The organism is Embleya sp. NPDC127516 (assembly GCF_044765325.1).
Classification (GTDB): Bacteria; Actinomycetota; Actinomycetes; order Streptomycetales; family Streptomycetaceae; genus Embleya.
In genome coordinates, this window is the sequence record NZ_JBIWJT010000040.1 from 41,749 (window position 1) to 65,599 (window position 23,851).

Consider the following 23,851-nt stretch of genomic DNA (forward strand, 5'->3'; position numbering starts at 1 on the left):
CGTGCCCAAGTTCCTCGGACCGGTCGCGGGGTTCGGTGTCACCTTCGCGACGATGTTCAAGAAGGCGAACACCGAGTACTACCCGTACGAGAAGAAGGTCACCGCACCGCGATTCCACGGCCGGCACCAGCTCAACCGGTACGCCGACGGCCTGGAGAAGTGCATCGGCTGCGAACTGTGCGCGTGGGCGTGTCCCGCCGACGCGATCTTCGTGGAGGGTGCCGACAACACCGACGAGGAGCGCTTCTCGCCCGGTGAGCGGTACGGCCGCAACTACCAGATCAACTACCTGCGCTGCATCTTCTGCGGCCTGTGCATCGAGGCCTGCCCGACCCGGGCGCTGACCATGACCAACGAGTTCGAGCTCGCCGACACCAGCCGGGCGAGCCTGATCTTCACCAAGGAACAGCTGCTCGCGCCGCTGTACGAGGGCATGGTCCCGGCGCCGCACGAGATGTACCCGGGAACCACCGACACCGACTACTACCTGGGCAAGGTCACCGCGGCCGCGCCCGGCACGGTGACCCAGGGGCAGCCCCGCGAGACGGCCGAGGCGCACAAGCAGGGGACGGAGGCGGGCCGATGAGCCCCGGAATCGACTTCGCGGCCGAGGTCACCAAGACCTCCACCGGTGAGGCGCTGCAGTTCTGGGTGCTCGCGGCCGTCGCGCTGATCGGCGCGCTGGCCACCGTCTTCATGAAGAAGGCGGTGCACAGCGCGCTCGCGCTGGTCACCACGATGATGTGCCTGGCGATCTTCTACCTGGCCCAGGGCGCGATGTTCCTGGGCATCGTGCAGATCGTGGTCTACACCGGCGCGATCATGATGCTGTTCCTGTTCGTGCTGATGCTGGTCGGCGTCTCCTCGGTGGACTCGCTCAAGGAGACGCTGAAGGGCCAGCGGATCGCCGCCGCGGGGCTCGGCCTGGGCTTCGGCATCCTGCTCGTCGCCGGCATCGCCAACGCGTCCATCACACACTTCAGCGCCTTGGCCACCAAGACGCCGGGCAGCCGCCCGGTCTACCCCGCCGAGACCGACGACGAGGCACTGCGCGCGGTGGCCGAGGGCAACGTCCAGGGCCTGGCGCACCAGATCTTCACCAAGTACATCTGGGCCTTCGAGATGACCAGCGCGCTGCTGATCACCGCGGCGGTCGGCGCGATGGTGCTCGCGCACCGCGAGCGGCTGGTGGCGCGCAAATCCCAGCGCGAACTCTCCGAGGAGCGGGTGCGCGATAACAAGCAGGTCGCGCCGCTGCCCACGCCCGGCGTGTACGCCCGGCACAACGCCGTGGACGTGCCCGCGCTGCTGCCGGACGGCAGCATCTCGCAGTTGTCGATCAACAACACGCTCCGTGCGCGCGGACAGATCCGCGACGTCAGCGCCGAGCAGGTGCACAGCGTCGCCGAGTTGGAGAGCGCCGGCACCGACACCGACGACGAGGCGTGGCCGGACGAGTCGGACGGACCCTCGTCCGCGCCGGTGCCCACCGCCCGGCAGGAACACGACGACGCCGACACCTCGGCGGGCGACGGGTCGGGCAACGAGGTTGCCGCCGGCGCAGGCTCCAAGGAGGGGCGCCCGTGAACCCGGTGAACTACCTGTACCTGTCCGCGCTGTTGTTCACCATCGGCGCGGCCGGGGTCCTGCTCCGGCGCAACGCGATCGTCGTGTTCATGTGCGTCGAACTGATGTTGAACGCGTGCAACCTCGCGTTCGTGACGTTCGGCCGCATGCACGACAACCTCGACGGCCAGATCATCGCGTTCTTCACGATGGTCGTCGCCGCGTGCGAGGTCGTGGTCGGACTGTCCATCATCATCGCCATCTTCCGCAGCCGCCGTTCGGCCTCGGTCGACGACGCCAGCCTCATGAAGTGGTAGGTCGGAACCGGTGATCGAAACCTCCTCCCTGGCCTCCGGCGTCGTGCTCGCCAACGAGGGCGGCGGCGGGCTGCACTCCGTCGCGGCGAGTGGCGCGTTCTCGGCGCTGTGGCTGGTCGTCGGCCTGCCGCTGTTGGGCGCGCTGCTGCTGCTCGTCGGCGGCAAGCGCACCAACGCCTTCGGCCACATCCTCGCCACCGCCTTGGCCCTCGGGTCGTTCGTGGTCGGCGCGCTCATGTTCGTGACCATGCTCGGCAAGGACGACGCGGACCGCTCCGTCGACCAGCACCTGTGGACCTGGGCGCCGGTCAACGAGTTCCAGGCCGACATCGGCCTGCACCTGGACCAACTGTCCATGGTGTTCGTGCTGTTGATCACCGGTGTGGGCTCGCTGATCCACATCTACTCGATCGGCTACATGGCGCACGACGAGAACCGTCGACGCTTCTTCGCCTATCTGAACCTGTTCGTCGCCGCGATGCTGCTGCTGGTGCTGGCGAACAACTACCTTCTGCTGTACGTCGGTTGGGAGGGTGTGGGTCTTGCCTCCTACCTGCTGATCGGTTTCTGGCAGCACAAGCCCAGCGCCGCGACCGCCGCCAAGAAGGCGTTCATCATGAACCGCGTCGGCGACTTCGGTCTGGCCGTCGCGATCTTCCTGATGTTCACCACGTTCGGCAGCTTCGACTTCGCCGACGTGCTCGGCGGCAGTGCGAGCGCGAGCGACGGCACGATGACCGCGATCGGCCTGATGCTGCTGCTCGCCGCGTGCGGCAAGTCGGCGCAGTTCCCGCTCCAGGCCTGGCTCGGCGACGCGATGGAGGGCCCGACCCCGGTCTCCGCGCTGATCCACGCGGCGACCATGGTCACCGCCGGCGTGTACCTGATCACGCGGTCGGCGGAGATCTTCAACGCCTCGCCGGACGCCCAGCTCGCGGTCACCATCGTGGGCGCGATCACCGTGCTGTTCGGGGCGATCGTGGGTTGCGCCAAGGACGACATCAAGAAGGCGCTGGCCGCCTCGACGATGAGCCAGATCGGCTACATGATCCTGGCCGCGGGCCTGGGTCCGATCGGCTACGCCTTCGCGATCATGCACCTGGTCACGCACGGCTTCTTCAAGGCCGGGTTGTTCCTGGGCGCGGGTTCGGTCATGCACGGCATGAACGACGAGGTCGACATGCGCCGCTACGGCGGCCTGCGCAAGTACATGCCGATCACCTTCGCCACCTTCGGCCTGGGCTACCTGTCGATCATCGGCTTCCCACTGCTGTCCGGGTTCTTCACCAAGGACAAGATCATCGAGGCGGCGTTCGCCAAGGGCGGCACCTCCGGCTGGATCCTGGGCGCGGTCACCCTGCTCGCCGCCGGCCTCACCGCGTTCTACATGACGCGCGTGATGCTGATGACCTTCTTCGGCAAGGAACGCTGGAAGGAGGCGCCCGTCGGCGCCCCGGCGGACTGGCACGAGCCGCACCCGCACGAGTCGCCGACCTCGATGACCGGCCCGATGATCCTGCTCGCGTTCGGATCGGTGTTCGCCGGTGGCCTGTTCGTGCTCAACGACTCGTTCGTGAAGTGGCTGACGCCGGTCACCGGCTTCTCGCACGGCGACCTGCCGATGAGCGAGTGGGCGGTCACCGGTATGGCGCTCGCGATGGTCGCGCTCGGCTCGGCGGTGGCCTACGTGCAGTACGCCCGCCGGGACGTGCCCGCCGTGGCGCCGGCCGCGAGCCTGGTCACCGTGGCCGCTCGTCGGGACCTGTACCAGGACGCGGTCAACGAGGGCCTGGTGATGCGGCCCGGTCAGTACCTGACCCGCCTGCTCGTGTGGTTCGACAACCGCGGCGTGGACGGATTCGTGGGCGGACTCGCGGCGTTCTTCGGCGGCACCTCGGCGCGTGTGCGCAAGGTGCAGACCGGCTTCGTCCGCTCGTACGCGCTGTCCATGTTCGGCGGCACGCTGCTGGTCGTGGCCTGCACGCTGATGGCTCGGATGGCCTGAACATGACCATCCGGACACGACCCCAGATCGCCCACACCGTAGGCGCCTCGGCGGAGGGACTTCGATGAACGGCCACTTTCCCTGGCTGACGACGCTGGCGGCGCTGCCGTTCGTCGGTGGCCTGTGCGTCGCCGCCGTTCCGGCCGGCAAGCGCAAGCTCGCCAAGAACGTGGCGCTGCTGTTCAGCCTGCTCACACTGGCCGTCGCGATCGCGGTGGCGACCAGGTTCGACAACGACGGCGGCCGTTTCCAGATCACCGAGAGCTACAGCTGGATCTCCTCGTTCGGGGTGCGCTGGTCGCTGGGTGTGGACGGGATCGGCCTGGTGCTGATCCTGCTCACCGCGGTGCTGATGCCGCTGCTGATCCTGGCCTCCTGGCACGACGCGGACCAGGCGCCGGTGAACGCCGACGGCTCGGCCGGCACCGGCAAGCCCGCGCCGCGCAGCACGCACGCGTTCTTCGCGCTGATGTTGCTGGTCGAGGCCATGGTCGTGGTGTCCTTCGCGGCCACCGACGTGTTCATGTTCTACGTCTTCTTCGAAGCCATGCTGATCCCGATGTACTTCCTGATCGGCGGCTACGGCGGCGCGCAACGCTCGTACGCGGCGGTCAAGTTCCTGCTCTACAACCTGCTCGGCGGACTGGTCATGCTGGCCGCCGTGGTCGGGCTGTACGTGGCGACCGCGAACCAGGGCATCGGGATCGACGGCAACGGCACGTTCGACTTCGTGAAGATCTCGCAGGCGGTGGCCACCGGTCAGCTCGACATCGATCCGACCGCGGAGAAGGCGCTGTTCCTGGGCTTCATGTTCGCGTTCGCGGTCAAGGCCCCGCTGTGGCCGTTCCACACCTGGCTGCCGGACACCATGACCGAGGCCACACCCGGCATCGCGGTGCTGGTCACCGCGATGGTGGACAAGGTCGGCACGTTCGCGATGTTGCGGTTCTGCCTGGAGATCTTCCCGGACGCGTCGAAGTACTTCGCCCCCGTGATCGTCACGCTCGCGGTGATCGGGATCATCTACGGCGCGCTGCTGGCGGTCGGCCAGACCGACATCAAGCGGCTGATCGCGTACACGTCCATCTCGCACTTCGGCTTCATCATCCTGGGCATCTTCGTGATGACCAGTCAGGGTCAGTCGGGCGCGACGTTGTACATGGTCAACCACGGCTTCTCCACCGCGGCCCTGCTGCTGATCGCGGGCTTCCTGATCACCCGCCGCGGCAGCAAGACGATCGCCGACTTCGGCGGCGTGCAGAAGGTCGCCCCCATTCTCGCGGGTACGTTCCTGGTGGCCGGACTCGCGACCCTCTCGATGCCGGGACTCGCCCCGTTCGTGAGCGAATTCCTGGTGTTGGTGGGCGCGTTCGCGAAGTACAAGGTGGCCGCGATCTTCGCCACCACCGGCATCGTGCTCGCCGCCCTGTACGTGCTGGTGTTGTACCAACGCACGATGACCGGCCCACTGCGGCCGGGCAATGAGAAGCTCCGCGACCTGGTGCCGCGTGAACTGGCGGTCGTGGTACCGCTGATCGCGTTCCTGCTCGTGCTCGGCGTCTATCCCAAGCCGGTGCTCGACGCGGTGAACCCGGCCGTGGACCACACGCTCAGCCGGGTGGAGCAGAAGGACCCGGCGCCCACCAAGCCCATCGAACAGGCCGCGGGCACCGAGGCGCACACCACTGGAGGCTCCAAGTGAGCATGAGCACCGCCGCTACGGCAACGCTCGCCGCGACGAAGGTGGACGCGCCCACCGTCGAGTACGGCAAGCTCTCGCCGATCCTGATCATCGCGGGCGTCGCCGTGGTCGGCGTGCTGATCGAGGCGTTCCTGCCCCGACCGGCCCGCTACCGCGCGCAGCTCACCGTGGCCCTGGTCGGCATGATCGGCGCCTTCGGCGCGGTCGTCTGGCTCGCCCGGGACCTCCCGGACGACCACCGGGGCAGCATCACCGCGATGGGCGCGGTCGCCGTGGACGGCCCGTCGCTGTTCCTGCAGGGCACGCTGCTGCTGATCGGCATCGCCTCGGTGCTGCTGATCGGCGAGCGCAGGCTGGAACCGGCCGGCGGCGACGCGTTCGCCCCGCAGGCCGCGGCGGCGCCGGGCAGTCAGCAGGAGAAGGACGCGACGGCGGCCGGGTGGACGCAGACCGAGGTCTTCCCGCTGACCATGTTCTCGCTGGTGGGCATGCTGCTCTTCCCGGCGGCGAACGACCTGCTGATGATGTTCGTGGCGCTCGAGGTGTTGTCGCTGCCGCTCTACCTGCTGTGCGGGCTGGCCCGGCGCAACCGGCTGCTCTCCCAGGAGGCGGCGCTCAAGTACTTCCTGCTCGGCGCGTTCTCCTCGGCGTTCTTCCTGTTCGGCGTGGCGATGTTGTACGGCTACTCGGGCAGTGTCTCGCTGGACAGGATCGGCGTGGCCTCGGCGGGCGCGATGGACAACGACGCGCTGCTGCTGATCGGGCTCGCGATGGTGGCGGTCGGCCTGCTGTTCAAGGTCGGCGCCGTGCCGTTCCACTCCTGGACGCCGGACGTGTACCAGGGCGCGCCGACCCCGATCACCGGGTTCATGGCGGCGGCCACCAAGGTCGCCGCGTTCGGCGCGATGATGCGGTTCTTCTACGTCGCGCTGCCGGGCATGCGCTGGGACTGGCGGCCGGTGATGATCGGCGTCGCGATCCTGACCATGGTCGCCGGCGCGATCATCGCGATCACCCAGACCGACGTGAAGCGACTGCTGGCCTACTCGTCGATCGCCCACGCGGGTTTCATTCTGACCGGAATGATCGCGATGAACGACGCGGGCGTGTCGTCCACGATGTTCTACCTTGTGGCCTATGGGTTCGTCACTCTGGGTGCCTTCGCGGTGGTCACACTGGTACGCGACGCCCGCGGCGAGGCGACCCATCTGTCCCACTGGGCGGGTCTGGGCAGGCGCTCCCCGCTGGTCGCAGGAGTGTTCGCTCTGTTCCTGCTCGCCTTCGCCGGAATCCCGCTGACCAGCGGTTTCTCCGGAAAGTTCGCGGTCTTCCAGGCGGCGGCGCAAGGGGGTGCGGGCAGCCTCGTGGTGGTCGGTGTGCTGTGCAGCGCGATCGCCGCGTTCTTCTACGTGCGGGTGATCGTGTTGATGTTCTTCTCGGAGCCCAAGGTCGACGGTCCGACGGTTGTCGTACCCAGCGTGATGACCACCGCTGCCATCGCGCTCGGGGTAGCCGTTACCGTGGTCCTTGGCATCCTCCCGCAGCCGGTACTGGACCTCGCGGACAAGGCAGCCTTGTTCGTCCATTGAGCACGACGCAGAGACTCTGCGTGATCGACAGGAGAGAACCGTCATGGCGATCGTGGGGCCCTTCGGGCTGAGCGTCACGGACGAGACTCTCGACGCCGATATCAGGGCGGGGATGGCCGCCGTGGAGCAGGAGCTCCTGGCGGCCACCAAGAGCGAGTTCCCCTACCTGACGCAGACCTCGCGGCACCTGGTGGAGGCGGGCGGCAAGCGGTTCCGGCCTCTGCTGGTGCTGCTCGCCGCCCAGTTCGGCGACTGGCAGGCCCCGGGCGTGGTGCCCGCGGCGGTGGTGTGCGAACTGACCCATCTGGCCACGCTGTACCACGACGACGTGATGGACGAGGCTCCGCTGCGGCGCGGCGCGCCCAGCGCGAACTCCCGGTGGGACAACTCGGTCGCGATCCTGACCGGCGACTTCCTGTTCGCCCGAGCCTCGGAGATCGTCGCCGACCTGGGCAACGAGGCGGTCCGGATCCAGGCGCGGGCGTTCGCCCGACTGGTCACCGGCCAGATCCGCGAGACGGTCGGACCGGGCCCCGGCGACGACCCGGTCGAGCACTACCTGTCGGTGATGGCGGACAAGACCGGCTCGCTGATCGCGGCCTCGGGCCAGTTCGGCGCGATGTTCGCGGGCGCGGACGAGCACGTGGTGGACATCCTGACCCGCTACGGCGAGCGGTTCGGCGTCGCGTTCCAACTGGCCGACGACGTGCTCGACATCGCCAGCGAGGCGACCGAGTCCGGCAAGACACCGGGCACCGACCTGCGCGAGGGTGTGCCGACGTTGCCGGTGCTGCACCTGCGGGCGGGCGTGGCCGGGTCGTCGCCGGCGGCCGACCGGCACCTGCTGAACCTCCTGGACGGGCCGATCACCGACGACGACGAGCACGCCGAGGCGCTCGCGCTGTTGCGCGCGCACCCGGCACTCGCCAAGGCCCGCGAGGACACTCGGCGTTATGCCGAAGCGGCTCGGGAGGTCCTGGCGCCGCTGCCGGAGTGCAGCGCGAAGCGGGCGTTGTCCTCGTTGTGCGAGTTGGTCGTGGAGCGCAGCGCGTAGTTTTCGATGCCGGCCCGCCCACCCGTGACGTCGGGTGGGCGGGCCGCGGTCTACCGCGGGAGTGCTCGCCGGCTGCTCCCTCGGGAGTAGCGCGGGAGGTGGTGCGTCACCATCAAGTCCCGTGCTCGGGTGCGGCGCACGTCTTGAGGGTGACGTTTTGCGGTGACGTGAGGCCGACGCCGAGTGCCCGGTCCCGATGATCCCCTTGTGGTGTCGCATTCGACACTCGAATCAGGGGGCAATCTCCATGACCCGCACCACCCGCCGATCCGTTCCGTGGCGCTTCGCGGTGCCGGCCGCGATCGCGGCGGCGACCGTGGGCGCCGTGACGTTCGGCCCCGCCGCGTTCGCCGACGACTCGCATCCGGGGCTACCGGACCAGACCGCCGATCAACTCGTCGCCAAGGTCGCCGCCGCCCGGGCCGACGCGCTGACCGGCACCGTCCGCATCGACACCGACCTGGGCCTGCCCGCCCTGCCCGGCAAGGCCGGCGGCGGCCCACAGGCGCTGCTGTCCGGCACCAACAAGCTCCAGGTGGCCGTGGACGGCCCGGACCGACAGCGGATCGGCATCATGTCCGATCTGGCCGAGTACAACGTCATCCACAACGGCCGGGACGTGTGGACCTACGACAGCCGTGCGCACGCGGCCACCCACGGCACGATCGACACGAGCCGGCCGGACGTGGCCTCGCTGCTGCCGGTCACGCCGCAGGACGCGGCCGGGCAACTGCTCGACCTGGTCGGCCCGAGCACCGACGTCCGGGCCGACGGCACCGCCCGGGTCGCCGGGCACGACGTCTACAAGCTCCGCTTCGCGCCCAAGGCCCAGGGCAGCCTGATCGCCGCGGCGACGGTGTTCGTGGACGCGAGGACCGGGGTGCCGCTGCGGGTGACGGTCGACACCGTCAAGGGCGGCAAGCCCGCGATCGACATCGGCTTCGAGAAGGTCTCCTACGACAAGCCGGCGGCCGACACGTTCGACTTCAAGCCGCCGGCCGGGGCGCGGGTCAAGGAGGTGCCGACGAACGAGGCGATGCCCGAGCCGCCCGCCGCGCCGAACCCGCCCACCGCTCCCACCGGGGAGCAGCCGAAGCAGAACCCGGGTCTGTTCGGCGACGGGTGGGCCACCGTGGTCGAGTTGCCCGCCGGCGGGGAGGCCGAGGACGCCACCCGGCTGTTGGGCAAGCTGGGCAAGCCGGTTCCGGGCGGGACGCTGATCGACACCCGGCTGCTGAACGTGTTGAGCACCGACTCGGGCCGGATCTTCGCCGGCGCGGTCGACGCGGACACGCTCCAGCGGATCGCGGCACAGCGATGAGCGCGTCCACGGCGGTCGGCGCCGCGGCGATCCGTACCGAGGGGCTGTCCAAGCGCTACGGCCGGGACCGGCTCGCCGTGGACGGACTCGACCTGACCGTGCCGGCCGGTTCCGTCTTCGGGTTCCTCGGGCCCAACGGTTCCGGCAAGACCACGACCATCCGGATGTTGCTCGGCCTGATCCGGCCGACCGGCGGTTCGGTCACCCTGCTCGACGGCCCCATGCCCGGGGCCGTCGGGCAGGTCCTGCCCAGGGTCGGCGCGCTGATCGAAGGCCCGGCCCACTACGGCTTCCTGACGGGTCGGCAGAACCTGGAGCGGCTGGACGCCGCGGACCCCACGTCGGATCCGCGCACCCGCGCCGCCCGGGTGGACGAGGCACTGGCCAAGGTCGGGCTGACGGCGGTGGCCGGGCGCAAGGCGCGGGCGTACTCGCTGGGCATGAAGCAGCGGCTCGGCATCGCCTCCGCGCTGTTGCGACCGCGCGACCTGCTGGTGCTGGACGAGCCGACCAACGGCCTGGACCCGCAGGGGATGCGCGAGATCCGGGCGCTGATCCGCGCCTTGGCCGCGGACGGCACGACGGTGTTCCTGTCCTCGCATCTGCTGGACGAGATCGAGCAGGTGTGCACGGACGTGGCGGTGATGAGCCACGGCAGGCTGATCACCCAGGGCACGGTGGAATCGCTGCGCGCGGGCACCCGGGCCCGCCTGGTGGTCACGACTCCCGACGCGGAGGCGGCGGTCGTGGTGCTGACCAGGCTCGGCGCGAGCGACATCGTCACCACCTCGGACGGTGTCGAGGCCGACCCCGCTCCCCTGGAGCCCGACGAGGTCTGTGCGGCGCTGGTGCGCGCCGACGTCCGGGTCCGTTCGTTCACCCTCGCGCGGCCGTCCCTGGAGGACGCGTTCGTCGCCCTGACCGGAGAAGGCTTCGATGTCACCGACTGACGCACTGCCCAAGACGGGCGTCCTGTCGCCCGCGTTCCGGTACTCGACGGGCACCGAGACGTTCGGGTCCGAGCGACTGCCGCGGCTGCGCGGGCTGATGCGCAGCGAACTGCGCCTGGTCTTCCTGCGCCCGCGCACGGCCGCGATGCTGGGCTTCCTGGCCTTCGTGCCGGTCATGCTCGGGGTCGCGTTGCGCTACTTCCACGACGGGGGTTCCTCGGGCGGTGGCGGCGGGGGAATGGACTTCGTGAACCAGGTCACCGGCAACGGGCTGTTCCTGGTCTTCGCGTCGCTGGCCGCCGCGCTGCCGTTCTTCCTGCCGATGACGGTCGGCGTGGTGGCGGGGGACTCGATCGCGGGCGAGGCGCACGCCGGGACGCTGCGCTATCTGCTGGTCGCGCCGGCCGGCCGGACCCGGTTGTTGCTGGTGAAGTTCGCCGGCGTGCTGGCCTTCTGCCTGGCCGCCACGCTCACGGTGGCGCTGTCCGCGCTGGTGGTGGGCGCCGCGCTGTTCCCGATGGGCGATGTGCCGCTGTTGACCGGGGACACCATCTCGATGGCCGAGGCGTCCTGGCGCGCGTTGTTGATCGCGCTGTGCGTCGCGGCCTCGCTGGTCGGCCTCGCGGCGATCGGGCTGTTCGTGTCGACGCTGACCACGGTGCCGGTCGCGGCGATGGCCACCACGGTGGGCGTGGTCATCGTGACCGCGATCCTCACCGGGATCCCGCAACTGTCGGGTATCCACCCGTGGTTGTTCACCGACGGCTGGATGAGCTTCGGCGACCTGCTGCGCGACCCGATCCCCACCGACGAGATCCTGCGCAACCTGGGCGTCCAGACGGCCTACACGGCCATCTTCGGCGCGGCGGCCTGGGCCCGGATGACCGAACGCGACATCACCACGTGAGCGCGGGCGGGTCGGCCGGTGGTCCGGGTGGGCGACTCGTCCGGGTGAATGTCCGGTTGGCGCGGGTGTCCCGGGTGCATGTACGGCCCCATGAGGATGCGCGCGGCGATCGCGATGGTGTCCGCGGCCGCGGCCGCGGTGTTCGGGACGGTGCCCGCGGCGGCGCGGTCGGCGGACACACCGCCGGAGACCTACTCGTACCTGGTGCTGACCCGGCCCGACGGCGCGGCGGGCGCGGCGCTCGCCGAGGCGGCGGTGCGGCGGGCCGGGGGCACGGTGGTGCAGGCGTACGGGCGGATCGGGGTGGTGGTGGCGCACGGCGGGCCGGGATTCGCGGCGGCGGTGCGCGGGCGGCCCGGGGTGGCGCGGGTCGGCGCGACGCGCACGGTGCCGGTGCGGGCGGCGGAGCGGACCGGCGCGCCGGCCGCGGATCCGGCCGAGGCGGCCCAGTGGAACCTGGCGATGGTGCACGCGTACGAGGCGCAGCGGATCACCGAGGGGGTTCCCGACGTCGTGGTCGCGGTGGCCGACACGGGCGTGGACGATCGGCATCCGGATCTGGCGCCGAACTTCGACGCCGCGTTGTCCGCGGACTGTTCGACGGGCCGGCCGATCCAGGCGGACGCGGCGTGGCGGGCCCCGCGCTCGGATCACGGCACACACGTGGCCGGCACCATCGCGGCGGCCCGCAACGGCACGGGCGTGGTCGGCGTGGCGCCCGGGGTGCGGATCGCGGCGTTGCGGATCGGTGACGCGGACGCGATGTTCCACGGCGAGGCGAGCGTGTGCGGGTTCGTCTGGCTCGCCGAGCACGCGGACCGGGGGCTGCGGATCGCCAACCACAGCTACTACAACGACCCGTGGTGGCTGCTGTGTCCGGACGACGAGGACCAGGCGGTGATCCACGAGGCGGTACGCCGGGCGGCGGCGTACGCGGCCGATCGGGGCGTGCTGTCGATCGCGGCGGCGGGCAACGCCGACTACGACCTCGCGCACAAGACGGTGGATCCGTACAGCCCCGACGACGCGGCCGAACGGCCCGTGAGGCCGCGGCCGGTGACCGACGCGTGCCGGATGTTGCCGGCCGAACTCCCGGGTGTGGTCACGGTCGCGGCGGTCGGTGCGGACGGGCGCCGGGCCGGCTACTCGAACACGGGCCTGGGTGTGGTGGACCTGGCCGGCCCGGGCGGCGGCGGGGCGGGCGGCGAGGGCGTGTTGTCGACGGCGCGCGAGGGCGGTTGGGCGCACAAGGCGGGCACGTCGATGGCGGCGCCGGCGGTGAGCGGGGTGGCCGCGCTGATCGCCTCGGCGCATCCCGCGTGGGGGCCGGCCGCGATCACCGCCCGGTTGTACGCGACGGCGACCCGACTGCCGTGCGCGGCGCCGTGCACAGCGTCCGGCGACATCGACTCGTTCCACGGCCACGGCCTGGTGGACGCGCTCCACGCGGTGCGCCCGGGGAAGTGAGCCGGTCGCGCACGGCACCGGGGGCGTGCGCCGACCACGGGCGCGCGGAGCGGGTCACCCGACACCTCGGCCCGCGCCGAAACACCCGCGTGTCGGCGTGCCCGGGCCGGCAGGGTGGTGCCGTGAGTGCTCGCTTCCGCAGTTATCGCTATGTCGGGCCGGCGGACATCCGCGCCGAGGTGGTGCGTGGCTCGGGCGGGGGCCGGCCGATCCGCTCCGCCGGCGAGTTGGCGGCCTGGCTCGGGGCGCAGGAGCGCGGCGACCTGGCCGAGCCCTTCACGTACGTGGTCGCGCTCGACGGGGTGCTGCGGCTCGCCCCGCGTCGCAGCGAGCACGTGGCCTGTGCGGGCGGCGGACGGGTGCTCGGCGCCGGAGAGATCGCCTTCGGGGTCGAGGACGGGGCGTGGGCGGTGGTCGGGATCGGCAACCAGTCGTCCGGCTATTGCCCGGAACCGGATTCGTGGCCGGCGGTCGCCGCGGCCCTCGCGCGCATCGGTGTGGCCCGTCCGGACGCTTTCACCGACGTGTTCGTGTTCCGCCGGTGTCCGGATTGCGGTGAGCGCGCGGTGGTCAAGGAGGACGATTTCGTCTGCGCCTGCTGTGCCGCCGAGTTGCCGCGGGACTGGAACTTCGAGTGAACGCGCAGGTCGGCGGGGCCGGCTGACAGCCGGGGCCGGCGCTGACAGCGGGCTGTCGGGGCGGTCAGTGGTTTGTGCGGGGGCTGCCGGCGGTGAAGCGGATGCTCTTGCACATGGACACCACGGGCAACACCACCGCCAAGGCACCCGGAGTGATCGGCTCCTTCGTCCGCTTCGTCGTCTTCGGCGGCGGTGTCGGCCTCGCGAGCAGCGCGACGCTGGTCCTGCTCTCCGGCCGCGTGCCGTTCGCCGCCGCCAACGCGCTGGTGACCGTCGGCTCGACGTTGATCGCCACCGAACTGCACAGCCGGTTCACCTTCGGCCAGGACAAGCCCGGCAATAGCGACCACATCAAGGCGGCGCTGACCGTCCTGGTCTGCTACCTGTTCACCACCGCCGCGATGCTCGTCCTGCGCGCGATCGAGCCGAACGCCGGTGTGCTGGTCGAGCAGTCGGTGTACCTGTCCGCGTCGGGCCTGGCCGGCGTCGGCCGGTTCGCCTTCATGCGCCTGGTGATCTTCGCGAAGAAGGGCCCGAAGGCCACGCAGCGGGTGCTGGCCCGCGAAGCGGTGGTCCCGGCGGCCTGACCGGGCCCGACCCGACGATCGACGGATCGGCGCGAAGCAGCGAGCGGCGAATGTGTCCCGCCGACTCGCTGTCTCGTGCCGATCCGTCGCCGCGTTTCCGGGGGTTGCGGGCGGCCGCCGGGATCAGGTCACGAAGCAGAACTCGTTGCCCTCGGGGTCGCTCATCACCTGGAACGAGCCCTGCTCGTCGGTGACCGTGGCGCCCCGGGCGTCGGCGCCGAGGGAGACCGCCAGGGTCACGGCGGCGTCGATGTCGGTCACCCGCAGGTCCAGGTGCAGCCGGTTCTTCCCGGCCTTGTCCTCGGGCACCGGCTGGAACGACATGCGCACCGCCCCGGGCGGTTCGACATGCGACCAACCCCGTTCCCGATCCACCGGCTCGCCGCCGAGCAGGCCGGCCCAGAACCGCACCAACTGCCGGGGCTCCCGGGCGTCCACCACGATCTGATGCAGGTCCACGCGCATACGCCGCAGCCTAGGCCAAGCCCGGAAGAGCCCGCCTCGGCTCGATCGGGTGAACCGGATCGGGGAGGCTACCGTGTGGTCGGAGCCGAAACTAGGCTGACGGAGTTGCCTCGGAGAGAGGAGGACCGGGTGTGATGACCGTCGGATCGGTGTATCCCCATCATGTGGAAACCGATGAGGAGCCGCTACTCGCCGAGTTCTTCGCGCTGTCCGAGCGGCTGAAAAACGATCGTGTGGAGTTCATCGACGGGAATACCAATGTGGCGCCACCGCCGGACGGAGACCACGAGACGATCGTCGACCAGCTCCGGTTGCAGATGCTGGGGTCCGCGGTCGCGCTGAGTGCGTCCGGGAACAAGGGGCTGGCGCTGCCCAGTGGCGACTTCGTCGTGCCGGACGCGACCTATGTGCCGCACGGAGGGCTGCGCCACGCGCCGTCCTGGATGCCACCGGACGACGTGCTGCTCGTGGTCGAGGTGACGTCCTCCGATCCGAACCGCGACCGCATGAAGAACCATCGGGCGTACGCGCTCGCCGGCATCCCGTTCCACCTGCTCATCGACCGGCAGAACGGGAAGGTGATCCTGTACTCCGACCCCGAGCGTGATGCCTATGCCGGCCGCAACGAGGTTGCCTTCGGCAAGAAGCTGACCCTGCCGGCACCGTTCTCGGTGACCATCGACACAGCCGACCTGGTCGACTGAACAGCGGGAGGTGACGCCGTGACGGGCGAACCGGAGCGCGCCGACAGTGACCTCAGCCCGCTCGCCCGGCGGGTGCTCGCGTGCATGTTGGCGGTGCCCGCGGGGATCAAGTTCACCGGTAAGGATGTGGCCGACGTGATGCCGGAAGGGCCGTACCGGGTGCAGAAGGCGTTGCGCGAACTGGGCGCCACCGGGCACCGCACCGTGCGCCGGCTGAAGAAGCCCAACGGTCAGTTCTACGTCGAGGTCGAATACCACGCGATACCCGTGCGGGCCGACGACTCGTCGATGGATTGAAGAGATTACGTAACTGCGTAACAATCACGACGTGGCGCATCGACCGGACGACGACAGTGAACGGAACGACCCGACCACTGCGACCGAGAAGACCGACAAGGCCGACAAGATCGACCCGGCCGCCCTGCTCGCGCGCCTGGACGCGTTGACCGAGCGCGTCGCGGCGCTGGAGGCCGCGGCCGCCGAACCGCCGACCGGATCGGCCGACCGGTTCGTGCCGAGCCCGGACGCCGAGGCATTCTGGGCCCTGGAAGGGCTCAAGGAGCACTACGGGATCGGCGCGCTGCTGTACACCGGCGCCCTGCGACTGCCCCAGGGAACGCCCGTCGAGTGGCAACTGGCCGCCGACGCGGACGCGTTGCTCGCCGAGGACTGGGCGCCGTTCGCCGAGCACCTGGGCGCCCTCGGCCACCCCGTACGACTGTCCCTGCTGCGCGAGATCCTGCGCGGCACCGACACCGCGGCCGAACTCGGCGCCCTGGAGGGGATGGGGACCAGCGGGCAGGTCTACCACCACCTGCGCCAACTGGTCGCGGCCGGCTGGCTGCGCACCGTGGGCCGAGGGCACTACGAGGTACCCGCGATGCGCGTCGTACCGCTCCTGACCGTGCTGTTCGCCGCGCGCCCCTGACCCGCGCCGCCGATCCCGGCCGGCGGCGAAGCCCTCGAAGGGCCGTTCACTACGATCCCGATCATGGGGCGGACGACGGTCGAGACGATGCGAGGCCACTTCCACGAGACCGCACGTGCGCGCGGATACCTGCTCGACGCGGCACAGGAGCAGGCCGCCGATCGGCTCGCCGAGCTCGGCGCGGCGCTGGGTCGGGGCCGAGGGCACGGCCTGTTCCATCGCCGGCCGGCAGCGGGGCTGTACCTGTGGGGTCCGGTCGGCCGGGGCAAGACCTGGCTGCTCGACACGTTCTTCGCGGCCGTACCGCTGCCCGCCGAGCGCCGAACGCGGGTGCACTTTCACGCCTTCTTCCGACGCCTGCACGAGGCGGTCCGCCGGCACCGCGACGACCACGGCCACGAGCGCAGCGCCGTCGACGCGGCCGTGTCCGAACTGGTCGGCGACGTCGACCTGTTGTGCTTCGACGAGTTCCACGTGCACGACCCGGGCGACGCGATGCTGGTCACCCGCCTGCTGCGGGAACTGCACGCGCGCGGGGTGGTTCTGGTCTGCACGTCCAATTACCCGCCCGCCGGGCTGCTGCCCAACCCGCTCCACCACCACCTGTTCGAGCCGACGATCCGCGAGATCGAGGCGCGGATGACCGTGGTTACGGTCGCCGGACCGCATGACTACCGGTCGCTGCCCCGGATCGAGACCCTGGACACCGCGTTCGCCCGCGGAGCGGTGTTGTGGCCCGGCGACCCCGAGCAGTTGCGCGGGCAGCAACTCGTACCGCCCACGCCCGACGAGGCGGTCACGCTGCGGGTCAACCACCGCGAGCTCGCCGTCGCGGCGGCCCGACCGGGCGAGTTGTGGGGCGGGTTCGCGGAGCTGTGCGAGGGCCGGACGTCGCCGCTGGACTACCTCGTCCTGGCCGAGACGTACCCCACGTGGGTGCTCGACGGGCTGCCCGCGCTCAAGACGGCGAGCGCCGAGGCCCGGCAGCGGTTCGTGAACCTGATCGACGTCTGCTGCGACGCCGACGTACGGCTCTTCCTGTGCAGCGACCGCACCCTGACCGAAATCCTCGCCGGCGACGACCTGCCGACGGACATCACCCGCACGGCCAGCCGCCTGGGCCTGCTCCGCCGCGTCGACGGCTCGGACAACGGCGTCGGCTCGGACAACGGCGTCGGCGGCAAGAGCGTCGAGGATGTCGAGGGCGTCGAGGGCGTCGAGGGCGTCGAGGGCGCCGAGAGCGCCGACAAAGGCGGCGGCGCGGAGCACTCCCGCTAGTCGTCCTCCGGCAGCAGTTCATAGCTCGGGTCGGACATCGCCAGGTGGCCCTCCGACTCGCCGACCACCCCGTGCACCCGCATCCGGCGGCCCGGTTCCACGCCCGCGAGGTGCCGGCGGCCGTGGAAGAGCAGCCTGAGGCCGCCGGTGCGGTCGTACAGCTCGACCTCCAGGGCCGGCCGGGCGCTCTCCGGCGACGTGGACACCGACCGGACCCGGCCGACCACCTCGGCTCGCTGCCGCCACTTGAGCTCGGCCACCGACGTGGCACCCGCCACGCGGTCCGCCGACTCCGGCTCGGCGTCCATCGTCGGCAACAACCGGGTCACACACCTGGCCGCCGCAGGCTCCGTCGGCATCGGCCGGTGCGCCATCGCCGCGGCCACGTCGAACGGCACGATGGTGGCGATCGCGTGCGGTACCCGGGTCAGCGCCGACGCGATCGAGTCGGTGGTGCGGCCGTGCAGCAGGCGCCCGATGCCCGGTGGATAGGTGTGCCGAGGCAGCAGCATGGTGATTCCGGACGCGCCGTCCGCCACCTCGCGCGCGGCCAGTTCCAGCACCGCCCGGGCCAGCCGCCGGTCCGGACACTCGATCAGCTCCAGCGGGATGTCGGCGGCCCGACTCGCCTCCCACCGCTTGCTCAGCTTCTTCGCGTGCCGGCTGTCCAGCACGAAGTGCGCCGCGCGCAGGTCGTCCGCGCGCAGCGAGCGGGCGTAGCGCACCGCCTGGAGCACCGCGACGTCGAGCGAGTCGACCAGCACCACGACCACCGAGCGATCGCGAATGTTGAAGTCCGCCGTGGCCGGTGCCACCGCGAGTGCCGCCGCCTCCTCGCGGTAGCGCCGGTTGACCCCGATCAGCGCCCACACGCCCAACGGGAAGAGCACCACCACCAGCCACGCGCCCTCGGTGAACTTGGTGACCGCGAAGATCAGCACCACCGCGGCGGAGACCACGGCCGTGAGCGCGTTGAGCACGGTCGCGGCCCGCCAGTGACCGGTGCGCACCCTCCAGTGGTGCCTGGTCAGCCCGGCGCCGGCCATCATGAACCCGGTGAACACGCCGATCGCGTACAGCGCGACCAGCGAATCCACGCTCGCCCCGGTCGCCAGCAGCAGCGCGACGGCGGGCACCGCGAGCAGGATGATCCCGTTCGAGAAGGCCAGCCGGTGGCCGCGCTTGCGCAACATCTTCGGCAGGAACGCGTCCTCGGCGACGAAGTCGGCCAGGAACGGGAAGCCGTTGAACGGCGTGTTCGCGCCGGTGTACAGGATCAGCGCGGTGGCCAGTTGCACGAAGATCAACCCGGCCCGACCGAGCACGCCCTCACCCAGGACCAGGTGCGCCTCCTGCGCGATCACCGTCGGATCGCCCTCCAGGTAGGGGATCGCGTGGGTGGCGTGCGCGAGCAGCGAGATGCCCAGCACCAGGGTCGCGAGCACCAGCGACATCGCCACCAGCGTCTTGCGCGCGTTGCGGGCGCGCGGTTCGCGGAAGGTGGACACGCTGTTCGAGAGCGCCTCCAGACCGGTCAGCGAGGAGCCGCCGTTGGCGAACGCCCGCAGCACCACGAACAACGAGGCGCCGTAGAGCAGTCCGTTGCCGGACTCGCCGAGCGGCACGGCGCCGGCGGCGTGTACGTCCGCCTGCGGCAGCGCGCCGTCGCTCGCCCAGCGCACCAGCGCGACCACGAACACGATCGCCATCGCGCCCATGAACAGGTATGCGGGCAGCGCGAACGTGCGCCCGGCCTCCTTGACCCCGCGCAGGTTGCCGTAGAACAGCACCGCGACCACGCCGACACAGATCTCCGGCTTCCAGCCGCTGATGTCGGTGCCCCACAGCAGGTGCAGCAGCGAGGCGATGGCGTCGGTGCCGGCCGCCGTCTGCACCGCGACGGTGACCACGTAGTCGATCAGCAGCGCGACCGAGGCGACCTGCGCGACGCGCGGCCCGAAGTTGTCGCGCGCGACGATGTAGGAGCCGCCCGCCTTGCTGTACAGGCTCACCACGTCCCGATAGCACAGGGTCAGCAACAGCAGCACCGCGAGGATCGCGTAGGTGACCGGCAGGAGCAGGGTGAACGCCGCGAGGCCGATGTAGGGCACCAGCGCCCGCAACATCTGCTCGGTGCCGTACGCCGACGACGAGATGCAGTCCGAGGCCAATACGCCCAGCGCGGTCGGGTTGGACAATTTCTCGCCGCGCAGCCGCGAGGTCACCAGCGGCGGGCCGAGCAGTCGCTTCTTGAGCCGGTATCCGACCGTCTCGGGAATCCGGACGTCCACGCTGAGCGGAGCGGGCGGGCCGGTCGGTGGCTGCATGACCCCTCGGCTGCCCCGGCGCCCCGGCGCACATGCCCGCGCTCGGCCGAACAGGGGCGGAGGCGCAGGCCCGGTACGTGCGGTCGGGCGCGGGCCCGGCACACGCGTGGGGCCCGGCGGAAAATCCGCCGGGCCCCATCCGCGTGTACCGGCGTCGCCGGTCGTGCCGGTGCCGCTAGTTGATCGTCCAGGTGTCGTTGCCCCGGATCAGCGAGGCCAGGTCGCCGGCGCCCTGGGTGCTCGCCGCCTCGGCCATCTGGGCCGACATCAGCCGGTCGTAGACCGGGCGCCGAATGTCGCGGAAGACGCCGATGGGGGTGTGCGTGTTGCTGGTCAGATCGCCCAGCCGGGTCAGCGCGAAGGCCAACTCCGGGTTGTCCGCGTGCGCGTCGTGCACCATCAGCGCGTCCTCGCCGACCTTGGCCACCTCGGCCACGTCCAGCGAACCGCGCGCACCCCGGATCACGCCGAACTGCCCGTCCGAGCCGAACCGGATCGGCTGCCCGTGCTCCAGCCGGATGGTCACGTCGTCCCGCTTCTCCGGGTCCTTGAGCTGCTCGAACGCGCCGTCGTTGAAGATGTTGCAGTTCTGGTAGATCTCCACCAGCGCGGTGCCCTCGTGCGCCGCCGCCGCGCGCAGCACCGAGGTCAGGTGCTTGCGGTCGGAGTCGATCGACCGGGCCACGAACGAGGCCTCGGCGCCGATGGCCACCGACAGCGGGTTGAACGGGTGGTCGAGCGAGCCCATCGGGGTGGACTTGGTGATCTTGCCGGTCTCGGAGGTCGGCGAGTACTGACCCTTGGTCAGGCCGTAGATCCGGTTGTTGAACAGCAGGATCTTCAGGTTGACGTTGCGCCGCAGCGCGTGGATCAGGTGATTGCCACCGATGGACAGCGCGTCGCCGTCACCGGTGACCACCCATACCGAGAGGTCCTCGCGCGAGGTGGCCAGACCGGTCGCGATGGCCGGCGCGCGCCCGTGGATCGAGTGCATGCCGTAGGTGTTCATGTAGTACGGGAAGCGGCTGGAGCAGCCGATGCCCGAGACCCACACGATGTTCTCCTTGCGGAGACCGAGTTCGGGCATGAAGCCCTGCACGGCCGCCAGGATCGCGTAGTCCCCGCAACCCGGGCACCAGCGCACCTCCTGGTCCGACTTGAAGTCCTTCATGGACTGCTTGCCGTCGGCCTTCGGGATCAGCGACAGCGAAGGGAAACCGCCGGCGCCGTTCGCAGACTCAGACACTCTCGATCACTTCCTGGATCACGTGAGCCAGTTCCTCGGACTTGAACGGCAGACCGCGAACCTGGGTGTAGGACATGGCGTCCACGAGGAACTTCCCGCGCAGGAGCAGGGCGAGCTGACCCAGGTTCATCTCCGGGACGATCACCTTGTCGTACGACTTGAGCACCTCGGCCGTGTTGGCCGGGAAAGGGTTGAGGTGACGCAGGTGGGCCTGCGCGACCTTGCCGCCCGCGGCCCGCACCCGACGGACACCGGCGGCGATCGGACCGTAGGTGGAACCCCACCCGATCACGAGCACCTTGGCGTCACCGGTCGCGTCGTCCACCCACAGCGGCTCGATGTCGTTCGCGATCCCGTCGACCTTGGCCTGTCGGGTGCGCACCATCAGGTCGTGGTTGGCCGGGTCGTAGGAGATCGATCCGATGCCGTCGGCCTTCTCGATGCCGCCGATCCGGTGTTCCAGGCCCGGCGTGCCGGGGACCGCCCACGGGCGGGCCAGCGTCTCGGGGTCGCGCTTGTAGGGCCAGAACTCCTTGGTCCCGTCCGGCATCTCCTGGTTCGGTTCGGTCGCGAACTCGACGCGCAGGTCCGGCAGTTCGGACGTCTCCGGCAGGCGCCACGGCTCCGAGCCATTGGCCAGGTAGCCGTCGGAGAGCAGGAAGACCGGGGTGCGGTACTTCAGCGCGATCCGGGCCGCCTCGATGGTGGCCGCGAAGCAGTCGGACGGGGTCTGCGGGGCCACGATCGGCACCGGGGCCTCGCCGTTGCGCCCGAACATGGCCTGGAGCAGGTCGGACTGCTCGGTCTTGGTCGGCAGGCCGGTCGAGGGTCCGCCGCGCTGCACGTCGACGATCAGCAGCGGAAGCTCCAGCGAGACGGCCAGGCCGATCGTCTCGGACTTGAGCGCGACGCCGGGGCCGGACGTGGTGGTCACCCCGAGCGCGCCGCCGAAGGACGCGCCGAGCGCGGCACCGATGCCCGCGATCTCGTCCTCGGCCTGGAATGTGCGCACGCCGAAGTTCTTGTGCTTGGCCAGCTCGTGCAGGATGTCCGAGGCCGGGGTGATCGGGTACGAACCGAGGTAGACCGGCAGCTCGGACAGTTGCCCGGCGGCCACCAGGCCGTAGGACAGCGCGAGGTTGCCGGTGATGTTGCGGTACGTCCCGGCCGGCAGCTTCGCCGGGGCCACCTCGTAGGAGACCGCGAAGTCGTCCGTGGTCTCACCGAAGTTCCAACCCGCCTTGAACGCCGCGACGTTGGCCTCGGCGATCACCGGCAGCTTGGCGAACTTCTTGCGCAGGAAGGCGATGGTCGCCTCGGTAGGCCGGTGGTACAGCCAGGACAGCAGGCCGAGCGCGAACATGTTCTTCGCCCGCTCGGCGTCCTTCTTGGAGATCTCGAACTCGGCCAGCGAACCGACGGTCAGCGTGGTCAGCGGGATCGCGTGCACGTTGTACGCGTCCAGCGAGCCGTCCTCCAGCGGACTGTTCGCGTAGCCGACCTTGGCCATCGCGCGCTTGGAGAACTCGTCGGTGTTGACGATGATCTCGGCCCCGCGCGGCAGGTCGCGGATGTTGGCCTTGAGCGCCGCCGGGTTCATCGCGACCAGGACGGTCGGGGCGTCGCCCGGCGTCAGGATGTCGTGGTCGGCGAAGTGGAGCTGGAAACTCGACACGCCCGGCAGGGTGCCCGCGGGCGCCCGAATCTCGGCGGGGAAGTTGGGAAGGGTCGACAGATCGTTTCCGAACGTCGCCGTCTCGGACGTGAAACGGTCGCCCGTCAGCTGCATTCCGTCACCGGAATCGCCGGCGAACCGGATCACTACCCGGTCGAGCTGCTTGACCTGCTTGGTCACGGGGAAGGACCTCCTCGGCGCTGCGGCGGTTGGTCCGCGCACCGCGCGGATGTCGCAGTTTCATCGTACGGCGGTACAGATGGGGGCCGTGGCGCCCCCCGGAGCGGGCGAGGATCCGCCCTGGCGCGTGACGTGAGCGGTGTCACGCTGCGGACATGACCCGCAGGGGGGCACATATCCGCCTATATCCGAGCAAACCAAGAGCCCGTCCCGATTCGGGACGGCTGCTCCGATCGACCGGATGATTGCATGGGTCCAGTAATTCGATCCCTACGATGTCAGGATCCGAGATATGCGAGTACCGCGAGGACTCGTCTGTGATCGGTGTCACTGGGTGCGAGACCGAGCTTCCCGAAGATGTTGCTTACGTGCTTCTCCACCGCTCCGTCGGACACCACCAGGGCCTGCGCGACCGCCGCGTTCGTGCGCCCCTCGGCCATCAGGCCGAGCACCTCGCGCTCGCGCGGTGTGAGCTTTTCCACCACGTCGCGCTTGCGGGAACGGCCGAGCAACTGGGAGACGACCTCGGGGTCGAGCGCCGTGCCGCCGGTCGCGACCCGCTCGACCGCCGCGACGAAGTCGCCGACGTCGGCGACCCGGTCCTTGAGCAGATAGCCGACCCCGCTGGTGTTGCCCGCCAGCAACTCCGTCGCGTACTGCTCCTCGACGTACTGTGACAGGACAAGCACGCCGACCTGCGGCAGCGTCGCCCGCATCCGCACCGCGGCGCGAATGCCCTCGTCGGTGTGCGTGGGCGGCATGCGCACGTCCACCACGCACACGTCCGGGAGCAGCTCGCCCGCGACGGCGACCAGCCGCTCGGCATCCCCGACCTCGCCCACGACCTCGTGGCCGCGAGCGGTCAACAGGCGGGACAAACCGTCTCTAAGTAGTACGGAATCCTCAGCGATGACGACGCGCACAGCGTTCACATCCCCCAAATCC

At 70.3% G+C, this 23,851-nt stretch carries 21 protein-coding genes and 1 pseudogene; 17 read left to right on the forward strand and 5 right to left on the reverse strand.

The annotated features are described in order from the left end of the window. Position 1: 1 nt before the first annotated feature. The 13 genes from nuoI to ACIRL2_RS44840 all read left to right on the forward strand — a co-directional run bounded on the left by nuoI (position 2) and on the right by ACIRL2_RS44840 (position 14,103). A complete protein-coding gene (nuoI, locus tag ACIRL2_RS44780; protein WP_395871812.1) occupies positions 2–586 on the forward strand; it encodes an NADH-quinone oxidoreductase subunit NuoI in 585 nt (194 codons plus the stop codon). Further along, positions 583–1,587: an NADH-quinone oxidoreductase subunit J gene (locus ACIRL2_RS44785; RefSeq protein WP_395871810.1), complete on the forward strand. Its 1,005-nt coding sequence runs from the start codon at positions 583–585 to the stop codon at positions 1,585–1,587. Before nuoI ends, ACIRL2_RS44785 begins: the two co-directional genes overlap by 4 nt. Further along, positions 1,584–1,883 (forward strand): NADH-quinone oxidoreductase subunit NuoK, encoded by a 300-nt coding sequence (gene nuoK / locus ACIRL2_RS44790; RefSeq protein ID WP_020549317.1) that lies wholly within the window; start codon positions 1,584–1,586, stop codon positions 1,881–1,883. Before ACIRL2_RS44785 ends, nuoK begins: the two co-directional genes overlap by 4 nt. Positions 1,884–1,953: 70 nt before the next feature. Then, the gene (nuoL, locus tag ACIRL2_RS44795) at positions 1,954–3,888 is read left to right on the forward strand and encodes an NADH-quinone oxidoreductase subunit L (protein WP_395871834.1); all 1,935 of its coding nucleotides are present in this window, start codon (positions 1,954–1,956) and stop codon (positions 3,886–3,888) included. A 64-nt stretch (positions 3,889–3,952) separates the two neighbouring features. Then, a complete protein-coding gene (locus ACIRL2_RS44800) occupies positions 3,953–5,590 on the forward strand; it encodes an NADH-quinone oxidoreductase subunit M (RefSeq protein WP_395871808.1) in 1,638 nt (545 codons plus the stop codon). Positions 5,591–5,592: 2 nt separating this feature from the next. Next, the gene (nuoN, locus tag ACIRL2_RS44805; protein WP_395871806.1) at positions 5,593–7,179 is read left to right on the forward strand and encodes an NADH-quinone oxidoreductase subunit NuoN; all 1,587 of its coding nucleotides are present in this window, start codon (positions 5,593–5,595) and stop codon (positions 7,177–7,179) included. 43 nt (positions 7,180–7,222) lie between these two features. Further along, the gene (locus tag ACIRL2_RS44810) at positions 7,223–8,233 is read left to right on the forward strand and encodes a polyprenyl synthetase family protein (RefSeq protein ID WP_395871804.1); all 1,011 of its coding nucleotides are present in this window, start codon (positions 7,223–7,225) and stop codon (positions 8,231–8,233) included. Positions 8,234–8,480: 247 nt separating this feature from the next. After that, entirely contained in the window at positions 8,481–9,554 is a 1,074-nt protein-coding gene (locus ACIRL2_RS44815; protein ID WP_395871802.1) for an outer membrane lipoprotein carrier protein LolA, read from the forward strand. After that, positions 9,551–10,504, forward strand: a complete 954-nt coding sequence (locus ACIRL2_RS44820) for an ATP-binding cassette domain-containing protein (RefSeq protein ID WP_395871800.1) — start codon at positions 9,551–9,553, stop codon at positions 10,502–10,504. Before ACIRL2_RS44815 ends, ACIRL2_RS44820 begins: the two co-directional genes overlap by 4 nt. Further along, a complete protein-coding gene (locus ACIRL2_RS44825; RefSeq protein ID WP_395871799.1) occupies positions 10,491–11,411 on the forward strand; it encodes an ABC transporter permease in 921 nt (306 codons plus the stop codon). Before ACIRL2_RS44820 ends, ACIRL2_RS44825 begins: the two co-directional genes overlap by 14 nt. A 78-nt stretch (positions 11,412–11,489) precedes the next feature. Next, a complete protein-coding gene (locus tag ACIRL2_RS44830; protein ID WP_402240443.1) occupies positions 11,490–12,878 on the forward strand; it encodes a S8 family serine peptidase in 1,389 nt (462 codons plus the stop codon). Between the two features lie 122 nt (positions 12,879–13,000). Next, positions 13,001–13,516, forward strand: a complete 516-nt coding sequence (locus ACIRL2_RS44835) for a hypothetical protein (protein WP_402240446.1) — start codon at positions 13,001–13,003, stop codon at positions 13,514–13,516. Between the two features lie 113 nt (positions 13,517–13,629). After that, positions 13,630–14,103: a hypothetical protein gene (locus ACIRL2_RS44840; protein WP_402240449.1), complete on the forward strand. Its 474-nt coding sequence runs from the start codon at positions 13,630–13,632 to the stop codon at positions 14,101–14,103. Positions 14,104–14,226: 123 nt separating this feature from the next. Here the strand turns inward: ACIRL2_RS44840 and ACIRL2_RS44845 are convergent, their stop codons facing one another. Beyond that, complete coding sequence (locus ACIRL2_RS44845) at positions 14,227–14,568, reverse strand: VOC family protein (protein WP_402240451.1); 342 nt, start codon at positions 14,566–14,568, stop codon at positions 14,227–14,229. 134 nt (positions 14,569–14,702) lie between these two features. Between ACIRL2_RS44845 and ACIRL2_RS44850 the strand changes: the two genes are divergently transcribed. The 4 genes from ACIRL2_RS44850 (at position 14,703) to zapE (ending at position 17,478) form a co-directional block, all read left to right on the forward strand. Next, a complete protein-coding gene (locus tag ACIRL2_RS44850) occupies positions 14,703–15,272 on the forward strand; it encodes a Uma2 family endonuclease (RefSeq protein ID WP_395871789.1) in 570 nt (189 codons plus the stop codon). Between the two features lie 18 nt (positions 15,273–15,290). Then, complete coding sequence (locus tag ACIRL2_RS44855; protein ID WP_395871787.1) at positions 15,291–15,569, forward strand: hypothetical protein; 279 nt, start codon at positions 15,291–15,293, stop codon at positions 15,567–15,569. A gap of 124 nt (positions 15,570–15,693) precedes the next feature. Further along, a complete protein-coding gene (locus ACIRL2_RS44860) occupies positions 15,694–16,200 on the forward strand; it encodes a helix-turn-helix domain-containing protein (RefSeq protein ID WP_395871832.1) in 507 nt (168 codons plus the stop codon). Between the two features lie 63 nt (positions 16,201–16,263). Then, positions 16,264–17,478 (forward strand): cell division protein ZapE, encoded by a 1,215-nt coding sequence (zapE, locus tag ACIRL2_RS44865; protein WP_402240455.1) that lies wholly within the window; start codon positions 16,264–16,266, stop codon positions 17,476–17,478. A gap of 371 nt (positions 17,479–17,849) precedes the next feature. Here the strand turns inward: zapE and ACIRL2_RS44870 are convergent. The 4 genes and pseudogenes from ACIRL2_RS44870 to ACIRL2_RS44885 all read right to left on the reverse strand — a co-directional run. Continuing rightward, a pseudogene (locus ACIRL2_RS44870) lies at positions 17,850–19,805 on the reverse strand (APC family permease); the annotation flags it as partial. A 175-nt stretch (positions 19,806–19,980) separates the two neighbouring features. After that, on the reverse strand, positions 19,981–20,976 hold the full coding sequence (locus ACIRL2_RS44875) for a 2-oxoacid:ferredoxin oxidoreductase subunit beta (protein ID WP_395871830.1): 996 nt from the start codon (positions 20,974–20,976) through the stop codon (positions 19,981–19,983). Between the two features lie 67 nt (positions 20,977–21,043). Further along, positions 21,044–22,906: a 2-oxoacid:acceptor oxidoreductase subunit alpha gene (locus tag ACIRL2_RS44880; protein WP_395871783.1), complete on the reverse strand. Its 1,863-nt coding sequence runs from the start codon at positions 22,904–22,906 to the stop codon at positions 21,044–21,046. Between the two features lie 278 nt (positions 22,907–23,184). Then, complete coding sequence (locus ACIRL2_RS44885; protein WP_395871781.1) at positions 23,185–23,829, reverse strand: response regulator; 645 nt, start codon at positions 23,827–23,829, stop codon at positions 23,185–23,187. Between the last annotated feature and the right edge of the window lie 22 nt (positions 23,830–23,851).